16 protein-coding genes and 1 tRNA gene are annotated in these 15608 nt (G+C 68.9%); 4 read left to right on the forward strand and 13 right to left on the reverse strand.

From position 1 onward, the window contains the following. Positions 1–4: 4 nt before the first annotated feature. From WG922_RS06600 to uvrC, 7 genes are all read right to left on the reverse strand, one after another. Positions 5–80, reverse strand: a tRNA-Val gene (locus tag WG922_RS06600). A 15-nt stretch (positions 81–95) separates the two neighbouring features. Continuing rightward, positions 96–368, reverse strand: coding sequence for an HU family DNA-binding protein (locus WG922_RS06605; protein ID WP_340281513.1), 273 nt, complete (start codon positions 366–368; stop codon positions 96–98). A gap of 232 nt (positions 369–600) precedes the next feature. Next, positions 601–1686, reverse strand: coding sequence for a tartrate dehydrogenase (locus WG922_RS06610; protein ID WP_340281515.1), 1086 nt, complete (start codon positions 1684–1686; stop codon positions 601–603). A 1-nt stretch (position 1687) separates the two neighbouring features. After that, positions 1688–2581 (reverse strand): alpha/beta fold hydrolase, encoded by an 894-nt coding sequence (locus WG922_RS06615; protein WP_340281517.1) that lies wholly within the window; start codon positions 2579–2581, stop codon positions 1688–1690. A gap of 17 nt (positions 2582–2598) precedes the next feature. Then, positions 2599–3522 (reverse strand): DMT family transporter, encoded by a 924-nt coding sequence (locus tag WG922_RS06620; RefSeq protein ID WP_340281518.1) that lies wholly within the window; start codon positions 3520–3522, stop codon positions 2599–2601. Between the two features lies 1 nt (position 3523). Next, positions 3524–4090, reverse strand: a complete 567-nt coding sequence (pgsA, locus tag WG922_RS06625; RefSeq protein ID WP_340281519.1) for a CDP-diacylglycerol--glycerol-3-phosphate 3-phosphatidyltransferase — start codon at positions 4088–4090, stop codon at positions 3524–3526. Positions 4091–4131: 41 nt separating this feature from the next. Next, complete coding sequence (uvrC, locus tag WG922_RS06630) at positions 4132–6207, reverse strand: excinuclease ABC subunit UvrC (RefSeq protein WP_340281520.1); 2076 nt, start codon at positions 6205–6207, stop codon at positions 4132–4134. Between uvrC and earP the strand changes: the two genes are divergently transcribed. The 4 genes from earP to WG922_RS06650 all read left to right on the forward strand — a co-directional run bounded on the left by earP (position 6206) and on the right by WG922_RS06650 (position 9873). After that, positions 6206–7288, forward strand: a complete 1083-nt coding sequence (gene earP / locus WG922_RS06635; protein ID WP_340281522.1) for an elongation factor P maturation arginine rhamnosyltransferase EarP — start codon at positions 6206–6208, stop codon at positions 7286–7288. The two genes, uvrC and earP, sit on opposite strands and share 2 nt — an antisense overlap. A 226-nt stretch (positions 7289–7514) precedes the next feature. Further along, positions 7515–8069 carry an elongation factor P gene (gene efp / locus WG922_RS06640; protein WP_340281525.1) on the forward strand — a complete coding sequence of 185 codons (555 nt, stop codon included), beginning with the start codon at positions 7515–7517 and terminating at the stop codon, positions 8067–8069. A 65-nt stretch (positions 8070–8134) separates the two neighbouring features. Further along, entirely contained in the window at positions 8135–8953 is an 819-nt protein-coding gene (locus WG922_RS06645; RefSeq protein WP_340281527.1) for a heme-dependent oxidative N-demethylase subunit alpha family protein, read from the forward strand. A gap of 56 nt (positions 8954–9009) precedes the next feature. Then, positions 9010–9873: an LOG family protein gene (locus WG922_RS06650; protein ID WP_340281529.1), complete on the forward strand. Its 864-nt coding sequence runs from the start codon at positions 9010–9012 to the stop codon at positions 9871–9873. Between the two features lie 7 nt (positions 9874–9880). Here WG922_RS06650 and WG922_RS06655 read toward each other — a convergent pair whose 3' ends face one another. From WG922_RS06655 to WG922_RS06680, 6 genes are read right to left on the reverse strand one after another with little or no spacing between them, the layout of a single operon-like run. Then, positions 9881–11023 (reverse strand): MFS transporter, encoded by a 1143-nt coding sequence (locus WG922_RS06655; protein WP_340281823.1) that lies wholly within the window; start codon positions 11021–11023, stop codon positions 9881–9883. 28 nt (positions 11024–11051) lie between these two features. Next, positions 11052–12407, reverse strand: coding sequence for a DNA recombination protein RmuC (locus tag WG922_RS06660; protein ID WP_340281531.1), 1356 nt, complete (start codon positions 12405–12407; stop codon positions 11052–11054). Continuing rightward, positions 12404–13393 carry a 2-hydroxyacid dehydrogenase gene (locus WG922_RS06665; RefSeq protein ID WP_340281533.1) on the reverse strand — a complete coding sequence of 330 codons (990 nt, stop codon included), beginning with the start codon at positions 13391–13393 and terminating at the stop codon, positions 12404–12406. Before WG922_RS06665 ends, WG922_RS06660 begins: the two co-directional genes overlap by 4 nt. Positions 13394–13418: 25 nt before the next feature. Further along, complete coding sequence (locus WG922_RS06670; protein WP_340281534.1) at positions 13419–14144, reverse strand: nitroreductase; 726 nt, start codon at positions 14142–14144, stop codon at positions 13419–13421. Further along, positions 14141–14590 (reverse strand): acyl-CoA thioesterase, encoded by a 450-nt coding sequence (locus WG922_RS06675; protein ID WP_340281536.1) that lies wholly within the window; start codon positions 14588–14590, stop codon positions 14141–14143. The genes WG922_RS06670 and WG922_RS06675 overlap by 4 nt, the downstream gene beginning before the upstream one ends. Next, a complete protein-coding gene (locus WG922_RS06680; protein ID WP_340281537.1) occupies positions 14587–15516 on the reverse strand; it encodes a histone deacetylase family protein in 930 nt (309 codons plus the stop codon). Before WG922_RS06680 ends, WG922_RS06675 begins: the two co-directional genes overlap by 4 nt. Between the last annotated feature and the right edge of the window lie 92 nt (positions 15517–15608).

The raw sequence follows: 15608 nt of genomic DNA on the forward strand, positions 1-15608 counted from the left end.
AGATTGGTGGGTGCTGACGGGCTCGAACCGCCGACCTACGCCTTGTAAGGGCGCCGCTCTACCAACTGAGCTAAGCACCCCACCGATAGTTCCGCTCAGTTGAGCGCATCTTTCAGCGCCTTGCCTGGACGGAACTTGGGTACCTTGGCAGCCTTGATTTTAATCGTGTCGCCGGTGCGCGGATTGCGCCCGCTGCGCGCGGCCCTTTTGCCCACCGCGAAGGTGCCGAAACCGACCAGAGAAACCGAGCCGCCCTTCTTCAACGTCGTCTTGACGGCACCGATCATGGACTCGAGCGCCCTCGTCGCTGCGGCTTTGGAGATGTCGGCGTGTTTTGCGATGTGCTCAATCAATTCGGTCTTGTTCACGGATGCCCCTCGATAAAAGATTTCTTGTGATGCCGACGACTGCGCACCTGGAGGACAGCTCGCCCGTACCCGCGCGGCGCCTCACGCGGTGGCAGGAAATCGAGGGGAGCGTCCTAGCTGAGCGGCAGTGGCTGCCGGAGTGATTAGAGCCACCGCCCCCAGGCGTGTCAATACGACCTGTGGCATTACAACAGCGGCCGCGCACCGGAACGCATCGGCCGCGGCGCACCCGCTATAGCGCCGCGGCGATGTCGCGACCGAGGTCGCTGGTGCGTGCGCTGCCGCCGATGTCAGGGGTGCGGGCGGCACCGCTGCCCGGCTCCAGGACCTTCTCGATCGCCGCAAGCACGGCATCGTGCGCGGCCTTGTAGCCGAGGAACTCGAGCATCATCGCGCCGCACCAGATCTGCCCGATCGGATTGGCGATGCCCTTGCCGGCGATATCGGGCGCAGAGCCGTGCACCGGCTCGAATAGCGACGGCGCGCTGCGCCCGGGGTTCAGGTTGGCGCTGGGCGCGATGCCGATGGTGCCGGTACAGGCCGGGCCCAGGTCGGACAGGATGTCGCCGAACAGGTTGCTTGCGACCACGACGTCGAAAAAGTCGGGTCGCTGCACGAAGTGCGCGGTGAGGATGTCGATGTGGAACTTGTCCAGTTGCACCTGCGGATAGGCGCGCGCCATCTCGGCGACGCGCTCGTCCCAGTACGGCATGGTGATCGCAATGCCGTTGGACTTGGTGGCGCTGGTCAGGTGCTTCTTCGGCCGCGACTGCGCCAGCTCGAAGGCGAACTTGAGCACGCGATCGACGCCCACGCGCGACATCACGGTCTCCTGCATCACGATCTCGCGCGGGGTGCCCGCGAACATGCGGCCGCCGATGCTCGAGTATTCGCCTTCGGTGTTCTCGCGCACGATGTACATGTCGATCTCGCCGGGCTGGCGCGGCGAGCCGTCGCGCCGCACCACCGGCGCAACGATGCCCGGCATCAGCCGCGCCGGGCGCAGGTTCACGTACTGGTCGAACTCGCGGCGAAACAGCAGCAGCGAGCCCCACAGCGACACATGGTCCGGAATCTTCTCGGGCCAGCCCACGGCGCCGAAATAGATGGCGTCGTGGCCGCCGATGCGGTCCTTCCAGTCGTCGGGCAGCATCTTGCCGTGCCGCTCGTAGTAGTCCCAGCTGGAGAAGTCGTAGTGGTCGAACTGCAGCGGGATGTTGAAGCGGCTGGCTGCGGCTTCCATGACGCGCAGGCCCTCGGGCATGACTTCCTTGCCGATGCCGTCGCCGGCGATCACGGCGATGCGCTTGGTGCTCATCTCATCGTCTCCTGAAAAATTCAAGCGCCTCGGCAAGCACCGCGTCGGGTGCTTCCTCGGCGAGGTAGTGGCCGCAGTCCACGGCGTGCCCGCTCACGTTGGTCGCTCGCTCGCGCCAGAGGCCGGGCACGTCGAAGCAGCGGCCGACGGCCCCATGTGCGCCCCACAGCACGCGCAGCGGCTGCGCCAGCAGAAGGCCGGTGGCAAGGTCGGCGCGGTCGTGCTCGAGATCGATGCCCGCGCTGGCGCGGTAGTCGGCACAGATCGCCGCGGCGCTCCCGGCGATGCCGATGCAGCGCGCGTACTCGGCCAGCGCCGCAGGGTCGAAGGTGCCGAGTCCCGCGTGGCGGTTGCCCATCACGCTGTGCAGGTAGCGCACCGGGTCGGATTCGATGAGCGCCTCGGGCAGCGGCGGCGGCTGTATCAGGAAGAACCAGTGCCAGTAGGCGCGCGCGAAGGCCTCGTGGGTGTCGCGGTACATCGCCAGCGTGGGCGCGATGTCCAGCAGCAGCAGCCGCTCGACCGCGCCCGGATGATCGAGCGCGAGTCGGTGGGCCACGCGGGCGCCGCGGTCGTGGGCGAGCACCTGGAAGCGCTCCTGCCCCTGCGAGCGCATGACGGCGATCGCGTCGAGTGCCATCTCGCGCTTGCTGTAGGCGGCGCTGCCCTCGCCTGCGGCGGGACGGTCGGAATCGCCGTAGCCGCGCAGGTCCATAGTGACCACCGTGAAGCTGCGCGCCAGCTGCGGACCCACCCGGTGCCACATGGCCATCGACTGCGGGTGGCCATGCAGCAGCAGCAGCGCCGGCCCCTGCCCCGCGCGCCGGGCATGCAGCCGTACACCGCCGCGCTGCACCTCGAAGGCCTGGAATCCGTCGAGCAAGCAGCTCGTCATGGTGCCTCGCGTGGCACTCACACCCGTGCCGCCTTCGCGGCCGGGGCGGCGGGGGTGCGCACCACCAGGCTCACGCCGGTGGCCGTCAGAGCCACGCCAGCGACGGTGAGCGCCGTGATCGGCTCGCCGAACAGCACCCAGGCCATGAGCGCAGTGGTCGGCGGCACCAGGTACATGAGGCTGGTGACCGAGGTGGCTACGCCGCGCTGGATCAGCAGGTACAGCAGCGAACTGCCGCCGAGCGTGAGCCCGAGCACGGACCAGGCCATGGCGCCGGCAAGTTCGAGGTTGGCCTCGCCGGAGGGAAGCGTCCAGCGGATCGCTTCGGTCTCGAGGAACGCGAGCGGGGCCGTCGCGACAAAGGCGGCGGCGAGCTGCACCAGGTTGGCTGTGCGCACATCGCAGGGCTGCACGAAGCGTTTCTGGTAGAGGGTTCCGGTGGTGATGCTCACGAGGGCAATGGCGGCCAGGGCAAAGTTGAGGGAACTGACTTCGCCCAAACCGAGCTTCTGCCAGACCACCAGCACCAGCCCGGCCAGCCCGAGCCCGAGGCCGGCCCATTGCCGACGCGACACCGTGCCGCCTCCGGCCGAGATCCACAAGGCCGTGAGCACCGGCTGCAGGCTGACCAGCAAGGCCGCCAGCCCAGCGCCCATGCCTGCCTTGACCGCTGCCCACACGCCGCCCAGGTATCCCGCGTGCATGAGAACACCGGTGATGGACAGGTGCAGCCACTGGCTGCGGCCGGCGGGCCATGCAGCCCGTGCCGCGAGCGCCCAGGCGACGAAGCACAGCACGGAGAGCAGGTAGCGCACCAGCAGGAACTTCATCGGTGGCGCGTGCGGCATGCCATAGCGCGCCACGATGAAGCCGGTGCTCCAGATCAGGACGAACACGGCGGGCATGGCCCGCAGCAGGCGGTCTTGCGTGGTCTCGCCCATGTCAGTGCACCCGCTTGCGGATCTCGGGCAGGGCTTTCTGGAGGTAGTAGATCATCGACCAGACGGTGAGGATCGCCGACAGCCAGATCAGCCAGGCGCCCCACCGACCGGTGTGGATCAGCCCGAACAGCACGCCGTCGAACAGCAGGAAGGGAATGGCCACCATCTGTACGGTGGTCTTGACCTTGCCCAGCATGTGCACGGCGACGCTGCGCGAGGCGCCGATCTGCGCCATCCACTCACGCAGCGCGGAGATGGCGATCTCGCGGCCGATGATGATCAGGGCGACGAACACGTCGGCGCGGCCGAGGTTCACCAGCACCAGCAGCGACGCGCTGACCAGGAATTTGTCGGCCACCGGGTCGAGGAAGGCGCCGAAAGCCGAGGTCTGGTTGAGCCGCCGCGCCAGGAAGCCGTCCAGCCAGTCGGTGAGCGCGAACGCCACGAACATGACCGTGGCGATCAGGTTCTGGAGGCGCGGCTCCATCCCCAGGTAGAACACGCCAACGATCAGCGGGATCGCCACGATGCGCGTCCAGGTCAGGAGCGTGGGGACGGTGAAGAACATGCGCGCGATTCTGGCATGGCCGCGTTCGCGCGCCCCAACGCTCAGTGCAGGGCCCGGTAGATCTCTTCGGCCAGGTCGCGCGAGATGCCTTCCACCGTGGCGATGTCGTCCACCCCGGCCGACGCCACGCCCCGGATGCCGCCGAACCGCTGCAGCAGCCGCGCCCGCTTCTTCGGCCCCACTCCGGGGATCCCGTCGAGCGAGCTGTTCGACAGGCGCACACGGGTCAACCGCGCGCGCATGCCGGTGATGGCGAAGCGGTGGGCCTCGTCGCGGATCTGCGCCACGAGCATCAGCGCCGCCGAGTCGCGCCCCAGCGCAACCGACTCGCGTCCATCGGCGAACACCAGTTCCTCCAGGCCGACCTTGCGCCCCTCGCCTTTCTTGACCCCGACGATCACCGACAGGTCCAGGCCGAGTTCGGCGAACACCTCGCGGGCCATGCCGACCTGGCCCTTGCCGCCGTCGATGAGCACCAGGTCCGGCAGGCGCGCGGCGGAACCGCCGGCACCGCGCTTGCGCGCAGGCGCTGCGGCCGCTGGCGGCGTCGCATCGGCGGCAGTGGGTGGCGCGCCGGCTTCCTCCTGCCCGGACGGGGGCGCGGCATCGGGCGGGTCGCGCCCGACCTCCGCCAGGCGCCCATAGCGGCGCGTGATCACCTGGCGCATGGCGGCGTAGTCGTCGCCCGGCGTGATGCCTTCGATGTTGTAGCGGCGGTACTCGCCGTTCTGCATGCGGTGGTGGTGGAACACCACGCAGGACGCCTGCGTGGCTTCGCCGCCCGTGTGCGAGATGTCGAAGCACTCCACCCGGAACGCGTCGAGGTCGTCGGGCGTCAGGTCCAGCGTCTCCACCAGCGCGCGCGTGCGTGCCTGCTGCGAGCCCTCCTCGGCGAGCAGCCGGGCGAGCTGGATCGCAGCATTCTTCTCGGCCATCTCCAGCCAGATGCGGCGCTGCTCGCGCGGGTTGTGCACCGCGCCGATGCGCACGCCGGTCTGCTGCGACAGGGCGTCGATCAGCCCTCGATCGAGAGGGTGGCTGGTGATGAGCGCCGGCGGCGCCGGCACCCCGATGTAGTGCTGCGCGACGAAGGCCTCCAGCACCTGGACCTCTACCGGTCGGACCGACGGCCGCGCCTGCTGCGGCGCCCCCGCTTGCTGCTCTCCCGCCTCCTCGAGCTGATCGTCCAGCGCCTGCAGCGCGGCGGCGTCCTCGACGTGAGAGGGAAAGTACGCGCGATCGCCCAGATGGCGGCCGCCGCGCACCATGGCCAGGTTGACGCAGGCCTTGCCGCCCTGCACCTTGACGGCCAGGATGTCCACGTCCTTGTCGCTGGCGGTTTCCACCGACTGCTGGTGCAGCACGCGCGAGAGCGCGCTCACCTGGTTGCGCAGCTCCGCCGCCTGCTCGAACTCGAGCCGCTCGGCGTGCTCCATCATGCGGGCCTCGAGCTGCGTCAGCACCTGCTGCGTGTCGCCGCGCAGGAAAGTCTCGGCGTCCTGCACGGCAAGCACGTAATCCTCGCGCGAGACCAGCCCGACGCACGGGCCCGAGCAGCGCTTGATCTGATAGAGCAGGCACGGCCTCGTGCGGTTGGCATACACGGTGTCTTCGCAGGTGCGCAGGCGAAAGACCTTCTGCAGCAGCTGGATCGACTCCTTGACGGCCCAGGCGCTGGGGTACGGCCCGAAGTACCGGTGCCTGCGATCGACCGCGCCTCGGTAGTACGCCATGCGCGGAAACTCCGCCGCGCTCTGCCCCTGCCCGCCGACCTTGTCGCCGGCGCCGGTGATCTTCAGGTAGGGATAGCTCTTGTCGTCGCGAAAGAGGATGTTGAAGCGCGGATTGAGCGCCTTGATCAGGTTGTTTTCCAGCAGAAGCGCCTCGGCTTCGGATCGCACCACGGTGGTCTCCATGCGCGCGATGCGACCGACCATGTGCCCGATGCGCGTGCCGCCGTGGTTCTTCTGGAAATAGCTGGAAACCCGCTTCTTCAGGTTGCGCGCCTTGCCGACGTAGAGCACGCCGCCGTCGGCGTCGAAGTAGCGGTAGACGCCCGGCAGCTGCGGCAGGGCCGCCACCTCGGCCAGCAGCTGTTCGGAGTGCGCGTCGGACATGCACCTATTATCCCGGCGCATGCGCTGGGACATCTTCTGCAAGGTCATCGACAACCATGGCGACATCGGCGTGTGCTGGCGCCTATCGGCCGAACTGGCGAGGCGCGGCGAAGCGGTGCGGCTTTGGGTGGACGAGCCGTCCGCGCTGGCCTGGATGGCGCCCGGAGGCCACCCTGGCGTGCAGGTGGTGCACTGGGGCACGGACGCAGCGGCGCCCCCGCCGGGCGATGTGGTGGTCGAGGCCTTCGGCTGCGATCCGCACCCCGCGTTCGCGGCTGCCATGGCCGAACGCGCCCGCGCGACCGGTCGCGCGCCCGTCTGGATCAACCTTGAATACCTGAGCGCAGAACCCTGGGTCGAACGCTGTCACCTGCTGCCCTCCCCCGTGCTGGCCGGGCCGGCGCAGGGCCTGGGCAAACGCTTCTTCTATCCGGGCTTCACGCCGGGCACGGGCGGGCTGCTGCGCGAGCGCGATCTCGACCTTCGGCAGCGCGGCTTCGATCGGTCCGCCTGGCGCGCGCGCATGGGCGCGGCGCTGGGCGGCATCGGACCGCAGGACCGGCTGGTGAGCCTGTTCTGCTACGAGCCGCCGGCGCTTGCGCAACTGCTGCGGCTCCTCGCGCGCGAGCAGCCCGACACGCACCTGCTGGTAACCGCTGGCCGCGCTCGCGCAGCGGTGGAGGCGGTGCGCTCCTCGCTCGGACCCGACGAGTGCCCGAACGTGCATTGGTTGCCGCTCATGACGCAGCCGGAGTTCGACGAGCTGCTCTGGGGCTGCGATCTCAACTTCGTGCGGGGCGAGGACTCGCTGGTGCGCGCGTTGTGGGCTGGACGGCCGTTCGTGTGGCAGATCTATCCCCAGGAGCAGTGCGCACACCGTGCCAAGCTGGACGCGTTCCTCGACTGGTTCGCTGCGCCGCCGAGCCTGCGGTCGTTCCACGCCGCCTGGAACGCGTTCACGCCGCAGTTGCCTGCCCTCCACCTGGACGGATGGGAGGCCTCGGCCTGCGCCGCACGGGCGCGCCTGCTTCGACAGCACGAGCTGGTGAGCGAGTTGCTGCGCGCGGTGCGGCCCGGTTGAATGGCGCAGACGCGGCGCCGCGGGGATTTCTCCCCGTGCGCTGCGTCGCGCCAGGGCGGCGCGCGAACCCGCTAAAATCGCGGGCTTTGCGCCCAACCGCCGGAACCCGGGCTCCGGCGCAACTCGCGTTTTCGCCGCGGTCAACCGCTTCCGGCCCTGCCGATTTCCCTTCGCGGGGCCTTGCTCGAGCTGACCGGTGCCCGGCCCAACCCTAGCCCTCAGACCTATGAAAATCGCTCAAGAAATCCGCGCCGGCAACGTGATCATGCAGAACGGCGCCCCCTGGGTCGTGCTCAAGACCGAATATGCCCGCGGCGGCCGCAACGCGGCGACGGTGCGCATGAAGCTCAAGAGCCTGCTGTCCAACCAGGGCACCGAGGTTGTCTTCAAGGCCGACGACAAGATGGACCAGATCGTGCTCGAGAAGAAGGAGTGCACCTACTCCTACTTCGCCGATCCGATGTACGTCTGGATGGACGGCGAGTACAACCAGTACGAAGTCGAGGCCGAGAACATGGGCGACGCCCTGAACTACCTCGAAGACGGCATGTCCGCCGAAGTGGTGTTCTACGACGGCAAGGCCATCTCGGTCGAGCTGCCCACCAGCGTCGAGCGCGAGATCACCTGGACCGAGCCGGCCGTCAAGGGCGACACCTCGGGCAAGGTGCTCAAGCCGGCGAAGATCGCCACCGGCTTCGAGATTGGCGTGCCGATCTTCGTGGCGCAGAACGACCGGGTCGAGATCGACACCCGCACCGGCGAATATCGCCGACGCGTCTGAGCCAGGGCGACACGCTTCCTGCTAAAACCGAGGGCTCCCTGCGGAGCCCTTCTTCTTTTTCTGCCGTGGATTTCGATTTCCGCCAGATCGCCGTGCCGTTTCGGATGCAGCCGGGCCTGTCGCGCCTGGACGCATCGGCAAGACAGCTCACCGCCTTGCAGACCCACGTGCCGCTGTACGCCGAGAAGCAGGCCGTCCTGGCGCGGGGCGCATCGCGGCTTCAGGTGGAGGGGTTCGATGCCACCCCGGCGCTGCAAGCCATTGCGCAGCGCGCCGCGCAAGACGGTGCCGACGGGCCGTTGCGCTCCGGCGCTCCGCTCGAACTTGCCTTTGAAGAAGACCTGGTCGTGCTGGACGGCGACGGCGGCACCCTGCCCTGGCTGTGCGTCTGCACGCCATCGCACTGGGCGCCCGAGGACAAGCTTGGCCTGCCTTTCGCGGCCGTGCACGCACCCGTGGCCGACAACGCCGTGCTGCTGGCTGCGTCGCGCCAGCTCGTCGCGCTCGCCACGGGCGGCGAGCGCTGGGAGCGCCGCGTGTGGACCATCTCACCGTCCGGGCGGCACGACCAGCATCCGCGCCGCCAGCCGCGCACGCCCTGGCCCGAGACGGACGATGCCGAGGCCTTCGCGCGGCAGTGCTTCCTGCGCTCCGAACGCCAGACCTTTTTCCCCGTGGGGCGCGGGACGCGGCAGGCGGTGTTCACGATCCGCGTTCGGCTGCAACGGCTGGAAGACGCAGTCGCCGAGCCCTGGCAGGCCCAGCGCCTGCACGACAGCCTGGCTTCGATGAGCGCGGAAGTCGCGCAGTACAAGTCCGTGGCCAGCGCGCGTCCGACGCTGCTGCGCTGGCTCGCGAGCCGCGGCGCACGACCGTCTGCATAGTCCGGACGGGCCATCACCGCACCGGAGCCGGTGCGGATTGCGATCAAAATGGTCGCATGGCTACCAATCGCAACATCCACGATCAACGGCTGGCGGACGCCTGGGCCACGCTGCAGGCGCATGCGGATGCGGGGCTGCCGCTCGCGCCCGACGCGAGCCGCCTCGCGTTTGCCGACCCCGAGTTCCTGCTGCGCCGCGAGACGCGCGGCATCCGTTTCCAGCTGGAGCTGCTCAAGCCCGACCTCGAACAGATCGAACACGGCATAGAGAACACCATCGTGGTGTTCGGCAGCGCGCGCTTTCGCAGCCAGGAAGAGGCCGACGCGCTGCTGGCGGCCGCCGAGGCCGGCGGTGACGAGGCCACCCTGCGGCGCGCCCGCACCCTCGCGCGCAACGCGCAGTACTACGAGCAGGCCCGCGCCTTCGGCAAGCTGGTGGCGCACTACAGCGCCGACAAGGAGGACGCGGACAAACTGTTCATCTGCACCGGCGGCGGCCCCGGCATCATGCAGGCGGCCAACCGCGGCGCCCACGAGGCCGGCAGCGTCAGCGTAGGCCTGTCGATCGCGCTGCCGATGGAAGAAGCAGCCAACCCGTACGTTCCGCCCGCGCTGTCGTTCAAGTTCCACTACTTCGCCTTGCGCAAGATGCACTTCATGATGCGGGCGAAGGCGCTGGTGGCGTTCCCGGGCGGGTTCGGCACCCTCGACGAACTGTTCGAAGTCATCACGCTGGTGCAGACGCGCAAGGCCAAGCAGGTCCCCATCGTGCTGTTCGGCTCCGACTACTGGAAGCGGCTGATCTGTTTCGACACCCTCATCGAGGAAGGCGTGATCTCGCCGGACGACCTCGCCCTGTTCCAGTACGCCGACTCGCCCGAGGTCGCCTGGGACGCTATCCGCAGCTTCTACCGGCTGTAGTCGCGCCTCAGTCGGCCGGCTTCATGCGCAGCGCCAGGCGCGTGCCGCCGGCGACCAGCGCCCCGACCGACCAGAACACGCCGGCGACGCCGACAGCCGCGCCTGCGACCCCGAAGAGGATGGGCATCACCACGCTCGAGCCGTTGATGGCCATCAGCCGCAGGCCCAGCGCTTCGCCGTGCCGGTGCTCGGGCGTGGTCTGGTGCAGCGTGCTCATGATCATCGGCTGCACCGACCCCAGCGCCAGCCCGAGCAGCACCGAACACAATCCCATGGCCCAGGCGGTGGGAACCAGGGGATAGACCACGAACAGCAGGGCCGTCGCGGCCATGGCGACGGTAATCACCTTCCACTCCTGCAGCCGCGCGGCGAGCAGCGGCATCGCGATGCGCACGAAGGTGGCGGCCAGCGCGAACGCACCCAGCAATGTGCCGATCACGGACGCGGACAAGCCGCGCTGGTGGCCCAGCACCGGAACGACGAATGTGTGCACATCCCAGCAGGACGAGAGCAGCCAGTTCACCAGCATGAGGCGGCGAAACTGCGGCTGCGCGAGCAGATCCCAGGCCGCGCCGCGCCGCGCACCCGGTGGCGCGGCGACCGGCGGCAACTCGCGCGTGCGGCGCACCCAGAACCAGGTGGCCAGCGGCAGCAGCGCCATGGCGAAGAACGCGATGCGAAAGCCGGTGTGGTCGATCAGGAGCCCGGCGAGGAACGGCCCGAGGAAGTTGGAGAGCGCCGGCCCGATGGCCAGCCACGAGAACACCTGGCGCAGCTGGGTGGCGCCCGACGCGGCGCGCCCGACATGCCGCTGCAGCGCGATCGACGCCACGCCGGTGGCGCCGCCCACCATCAGGGCGCTCAGGCACAGCACGGGGAAGATCGGAAAGGCCGCCGCTGCGCCGGCCCCAGCAGTGGCCACCGCGACGCTGAGGGCCAGCGGCCGCCGCACGCCCTGCCGGTCGGCGTAGCGTCCGGCGGGCAACGCGAGGAACACCTGCGTGAGCGCGAACAAGGCGAGCAGAACGCCCACCGCCGCTTCGCTGTAGCCCTCGCGCAGGGCCATCAGAGGCGCCGCCATCCGCATGCCCGCCATGCAAGCGTGCAGGAAGATCTGCCCCGCGATCAAACGGGCGAGCTCGAATCCCAGGCCCGCGGCGCGCGGCGCCGCATGCGTGTCACGATCGCTCGTCGTCGTCACCGCCGTCCTCGACTTGCGGCAACAGGGCCTGCGCCTGCTGTTCGGGCAGCGCTTCGACCACCTTGAGGGCGCGGCGCATCTGGCGCGTGCGGGTGTCGGCGCGGTCCAGCGTGTCGGCGGCCTTTTGCATCTGCTCCTTCATGCGCGCAACCCAGTCCCCGTAACGCTCGAACTCGGTCTTGACCGCGCCCAGCACCTTCCACACCTCGGAGGCCTGCTCCTGCAGCGCCAGCGTGCGAAAGCCCATCTGCAGGCTGTTCAGCATGGCCAGCAGGGTGGTGGGGCCGGCCAGGGTGACGCGGTAGTCGCGCTGCAGGACGTCCATGAGGCCAGGCCGGCGCAGCACTTCCGCATAGAGGCTCTCGACCGGCAAAAAGAGGATGGCGAAGTCGGTGGTGTGCGGAGGACACAGGTAGTTTTCGCAGATGGACTTGGCTTCCTGGCGAATGCGCACCTCGAGGGCGCGCGCCGCGCTATCGACGCCCGCCGCATCGGCGCGGTCGTGCGCATCGAGCAGGCGTTCGTAGTCGTCGCGGGGAAACTTGGCATCGATGGGGAGCCAGACCGGCACGCCATCGTCGGAGCGGCCGGGGAAGCGCACGGCGAAATCGACGCGCTGACGGCTGCCGGGCCGGGTCTCGACCTGGCGCGCGTACTGCTCGCCGGTCAGCACCTGCTCGAGCAGCGCCTCGAGCTGCACCTCGCCGAACATGCCGCGGGTCTTCACGTTGGTCAGCACGCGCTGCAGCTCGCCGACGCCCTGCGCGAGCGACTGCATCTGCCCCAGCCCCTTGTGCACCTGCTCGAGCCGTTCGGCCACCTGGCGGAAGCTCTCGCCAAGCCGCGTCTCCAGCGTGGACTGCAGCTTCTCATCGACGGTGCGGCGCATCTCGTCGAGCTTGGCGGCATTCGACTGCTGCAGGATTGCGAGCTGCGCCTCCAGCGTGGCGCGCACCTCCGCGATGCGACGGGCGTTGGAATCTCCGAGCGACTGCAGCTGGACGTTGAGCGTGTCCCCCAGGCTCTTTTGCAGGAGCGCGAGCTGCTGGCCGAAAGCGTCGATCTGGGCGTTCTGGGTGCGGGTCGCCTCGGCCGACTGACGCACCAGCGCCTGCTGGAAGCTGGTCAGGCTGTGCGTGAGCTCCTGGCGCGCGCCACGCGAGGACTCGCTCACCTCGCGGCGCAGCTCGCGCTCGAGGCGCTCGCCGGCTGCGAGCAATTCGGCCCGCATCGGCTCGTTCGACCGGCGCGCCAGCAGGGCCAGCAGCACCAGCAGCAGGACCAGGGTAAGGCCGCCGACGGCAGCGGAAATCCAGGACGGCTCGAAGGTCAACGTTTCTCCAGCGCCTGGGGGTTCAGCGGCGTCACGGCCTTGCCGTGCACGAGGAAGCCGATCAGGTTGTCGGCCGCCAGGGTAGCCATCGCCAGGCGCGTGGGCAGGGTGGCACTCGCGATATGGGGCGTGAGCACGACGTTGGGCACCGTGAGCAGGTCTGGGTGCACGCGCGGCTCGCCCTCGAAGACATCCAGGCCGGCCGCGGCGATGCGCCGCTCTCGCAGCGCCAGCGCCAACGCAGCGTCGTCCACGATGCCGCCGCGCGCGATGTTGACCAGGGTGGCGCCGGGCTTCATGCGCGCGATCTCGGCCGCGCCGATGGCATGGTGGGATTCAGCGGTGTAGGGCAGCACCAGCACGAGGTGGTCGGCGCCCTGCAGCAGCTCGTCCTTCGTGACATAGCGCGCCTTGCAGGATGCTTCGAGCTCGGGCGATAGGCGGCTGCGGTTGTGGTAGATCACCTGCATGCCGAAGCCGTGGGCGCCGCGTCGGGCGATGCCCTGGCCGATGCGCCCCATTCCGAGGATGCCGAGCGTAGTGCCGTGCACCTCCTGGCCGGCAAAGAGGTCGTAGCTCCAGTTCTGCCACTTGCCCGCGCGAAGGTAATGCTCGCTCTCGGTGACGCGCCGTGCCGTGGCCATGAGGAGCGCGAAGCCGAAGTCGGCGGTGGTCTCGGTGAGCACGTCGGGCGCGTTCGTGCCGAGCACACCCGCGGCGGTCATGGCGGGCAGGTCGAAGTTGTTGAAACCGACAGCCATGTTCGCGCAGATGCGCAACTGCGGGCAGGCCGCAAGCAAGGCGGCATCGATGCGCTCGGCGCCGGTGGTGAACACGCCGGACTTGCCTTGCAAGCGGGAGCGCAGCTGCTCGGGCGACCCGGACTCGTCGGCCTGGTTGTGCTCCACCTCGAAATGCGCGGCGAGGCGCTCGATTACTTCGGGGAAGGTGGGTCGTGCCACCAGGATGCGGGGTTTGTCGCTCATGCGGGGACCTCCTGGAGAGTCAGTGTCAATCGAGCCATCGGGTGACCTGGGCCAGCGGCTCGCGCGGCGTGTGGAAGCCGTTGACCGGCGCAGCCTCGTCGGCCCAGCCCAGCGACATCCCGCACACCAGCATTTCGTCCTCGCCTGCGCCCACGTGCGGCAGCACGATGCGACCGAACTGGTTCCAGGCCGCCTGCGGACAGGTGTGCAGCCCGCGCGCGCGCGCTGCCACCATGATGTTCTGCAGGAACATGCCGTAGTCCATGAGCGAGCCGCGCCCGAGGATGCGGTCGATGGTGAAGATCAGGCCGACCGGGGCGTCGAAGAAGCGGAAGTTGCGCTGGTGCTGCGCGTGCATGCGGTCCTTCTCGCCGCGCGCGATGCCGAGCAGGCCGTAGAGGCTCCAGCCGTTTTCGCGCCGCCGATCGATGTAGGGCGACACCCAGTTCTGCGGGTAGTAATCCCACTCTTCGCGGTACTGCGCGGACAGGGTCGGGTCGGCATAGACCGCGTCGTGCGCGGCGCAGACCTTCTGCACCAGCGCGTCGCGGCTGGCACCCTGCAACACATAGGTGCGCCAGGGCTGGGTATTGGTGCCGGAGGGAGCCCGGCTGGCCACCTCGAGGATGGACTCGATGGTCGCACGGGGCACGGGCGTGGGCAGGAACGCCCGCGCCGAAAAACGGCTGGTGATGGCGGCATCGACGCTGCGCGGATCCTCGATGCGGGTGCCGACCTGGGATTGAGTCACGAAAGAGCCTCCAGAACCTGGCGTAGCCGGACCGGCAGCGCAACGGGCCGGCGGCTTGCCTTATCGACATAGACATGGATGAAATGGCCGCGGGCGGCAGTGTGCTCCTCGCCCGCAGCGAACAGGCCTATGTCGTAGCGAACACTGCTGCCCCCGATGCGGGCGACGCGCAGTCCCGCCTCGACGGCCTGCGGAAACGCGAGCGGCGCGAAGTAGTTGCACCGGGTCTCGACCACCAGCCCCACCGTGTCCCCCGCGTGGATGTCGAGCGCGCCCTGCTCGATCAGGTGCGCATTGACGACCGTGTCGAACCAGCTGTAGTAGATGACGTTGTTGACGTGGCCGTAGACGTCGTTGTCGCCCCACCGGGTGCCGATGGTGCGAAACGCCCGGTAAGCGCTGCGCGGTTCGGGCTGGGGCCGGTCGGCGGTGTTCTTCTCGCTCATCGCGGCAGATTCTGCCAGCGCCGCCAGTACTGCAGTGCCACCGCGAAGGTAGTTACCTGCGCCTGCACAGTGTCTTCGATGCGTCGGCCGTAGCCACCCGCCATGGCGAAGGCGAGCGGCACGCCGCGCTGCCAGGCCCAATCGAAGACACGCCGGTCGCGCGCCTCGAGGCCGTCCCACGTGAGCTTCAGGCGCCCGAGTCTGTCGCCTTCGTGCGGATCGGCGCCGGCGAGATAGATCACGAGTCCGGGAGAAAAGCGCTGTTCGAGCTCGTCGAGCGCGGCGTCGAGCGCATGCAGGTACTCCGCGTCATTGCAGCCATCGGGCAGATCGACGTCGAGGTCGCCGCGCTCCTTGCGAAACGGGAAGTTCTTGGCGCCGTGCAGGGACAAGGTGAAGACGCTCGGGTCATTTCTGAAGATGCTCGCCGTGCCATTGCCTTGGTGCACGTCGAGATCGACGATCGCCACCTGAAGGCGCCGGCGGTTCGCCCTGCCCTGCTCGGCCTGCATCAGGCGGGCTGCCACGGCCGCGTCGTTGAAGACGCAGAAGCCCCCGCCCCGCGCGGCGCCTGCATGGTGCGTGCCTCCTGCAATGTTGGCTGCCACTCCCGAGCGCAGCGCCGCGCGGCAGGCGGCGATCGTCGCGCCGACGGATCGACGCGCCCGCTCGGCCATCGCCTCGCTCCAGGGAAAGCCGATCTCCCGCAGCACGGCCGGATCGACGGAACCGTCGGCGATGGCGCGTATATACGCCGGCGCGTGCGCCAGAGCCAGTTCGCCATCGCTGGCCGGCTGCGCCTGCATCAGCCGCACGTCCGCCAGCTCGGCTGCGAGGCGATCGCGCAGCAGTTGGTACTTGGCCATCGGGAAGCGGTGCCCGGCCGGAAGCGGCAACACGAACTGCGTGGCATAGAACACCTGCATGCGCGCCATTGTCCGGCCGCCAGCGTAGGACTCACTGCCGGGTTGGCTTTTCGAGAAATGGTGCGATGCAGCAAAAACCGCTTGCAATGCGC

Origin of the sequence: Ramlibacter sp. AN1015 (assembly GCF_037726105.1) — a bacterium.
Taxonomy (GTDB): Bacteria; Pseudomonadota; Gammaproteobacteria; order Burkholderiales; family Burkholderiaceae_C; genus Ramlibacter.

Excerpts from the sequence above, each read along its gene's own strand:
- WG922_RS06650 (WP_340281529.1), top strand. The coding sequence starts at position 9,010 with ATGGCTACCAATCGCAACATCCACGATCAACGGCTGGCGGACGCCTGG.
- earP (WP_340281522.1), top strand. The coding sequence starts at position 6,206 with ATGCACCTATTATCCCGGCGCATGCGCTGGGACATCTTCTGCAAGGTC.
- WG922_RS06615 (WP_340281517.1), bottom strand. The coding sequence starts at position 2,581 with ATGACGAGCTGCTTGCTCGACGGATTCCAGGCCTTCGAGGTGCAGCGC.
- efp (WP_340281525.1), top strand. The coding sequence starts at position 7,515 with ATGAAAATCGCTCAAGAAATCCGCGCCGGCAACGTGATCATGCAGAAC.
- WG922_RS06680 (WP_340281537.1), bottom strand. The coding sequence starts at position 15,516 with ATGCAGGTGTTCTATGCCACGCAGTTCGTGTTGCCGCTTCCGGCCGGG.
- uvrC (WP_340281520.1), bottom strand. The coding sequence starts at position 6,207 with ATGTCCGACGCGCACTCCGAACAGCTGCTGGCCGAGGTGGCGGCCCTG.
- WG922_RS06610 (WP_340281515.1), bottom strand. The coding sequence starts at position 1,686 with ATGAGCACCAAGCGCATCGCCGTGATCGCCGGCGACGGCATCGGCAAG.
- WG922_RS06665 (WP_340281533.1), bottom strand. The coding sequence starts at position 13,393 with ATGAGCGACAAACCCCGCATCCTGGTGGCACGACCCACCTTCCCCGAA.
- WG922_RS06620 (WP_340281518.1), bottom strand. The coding sequence starts at position 3,522 with ATGGGCGAGACCACGCAAGACCGCCTGCTGCGGGCCATGCCCGCCGTG.
- WG922_RS06675 (WP_340281536.1), bottom strand. The coding sequence starts at position 14,590 with ATGAGCGAGAAGAACACCGCCGACCGGCCCCAGCCCGAACCGCGCAGC.
- pgsA (WP_340281519.1), bottom strand. The coding sequence starts at position 4,090 with ATGTTCTTCACCGTCCCCACGCTCCTGACCTGGACGCGCATCGTGGCG.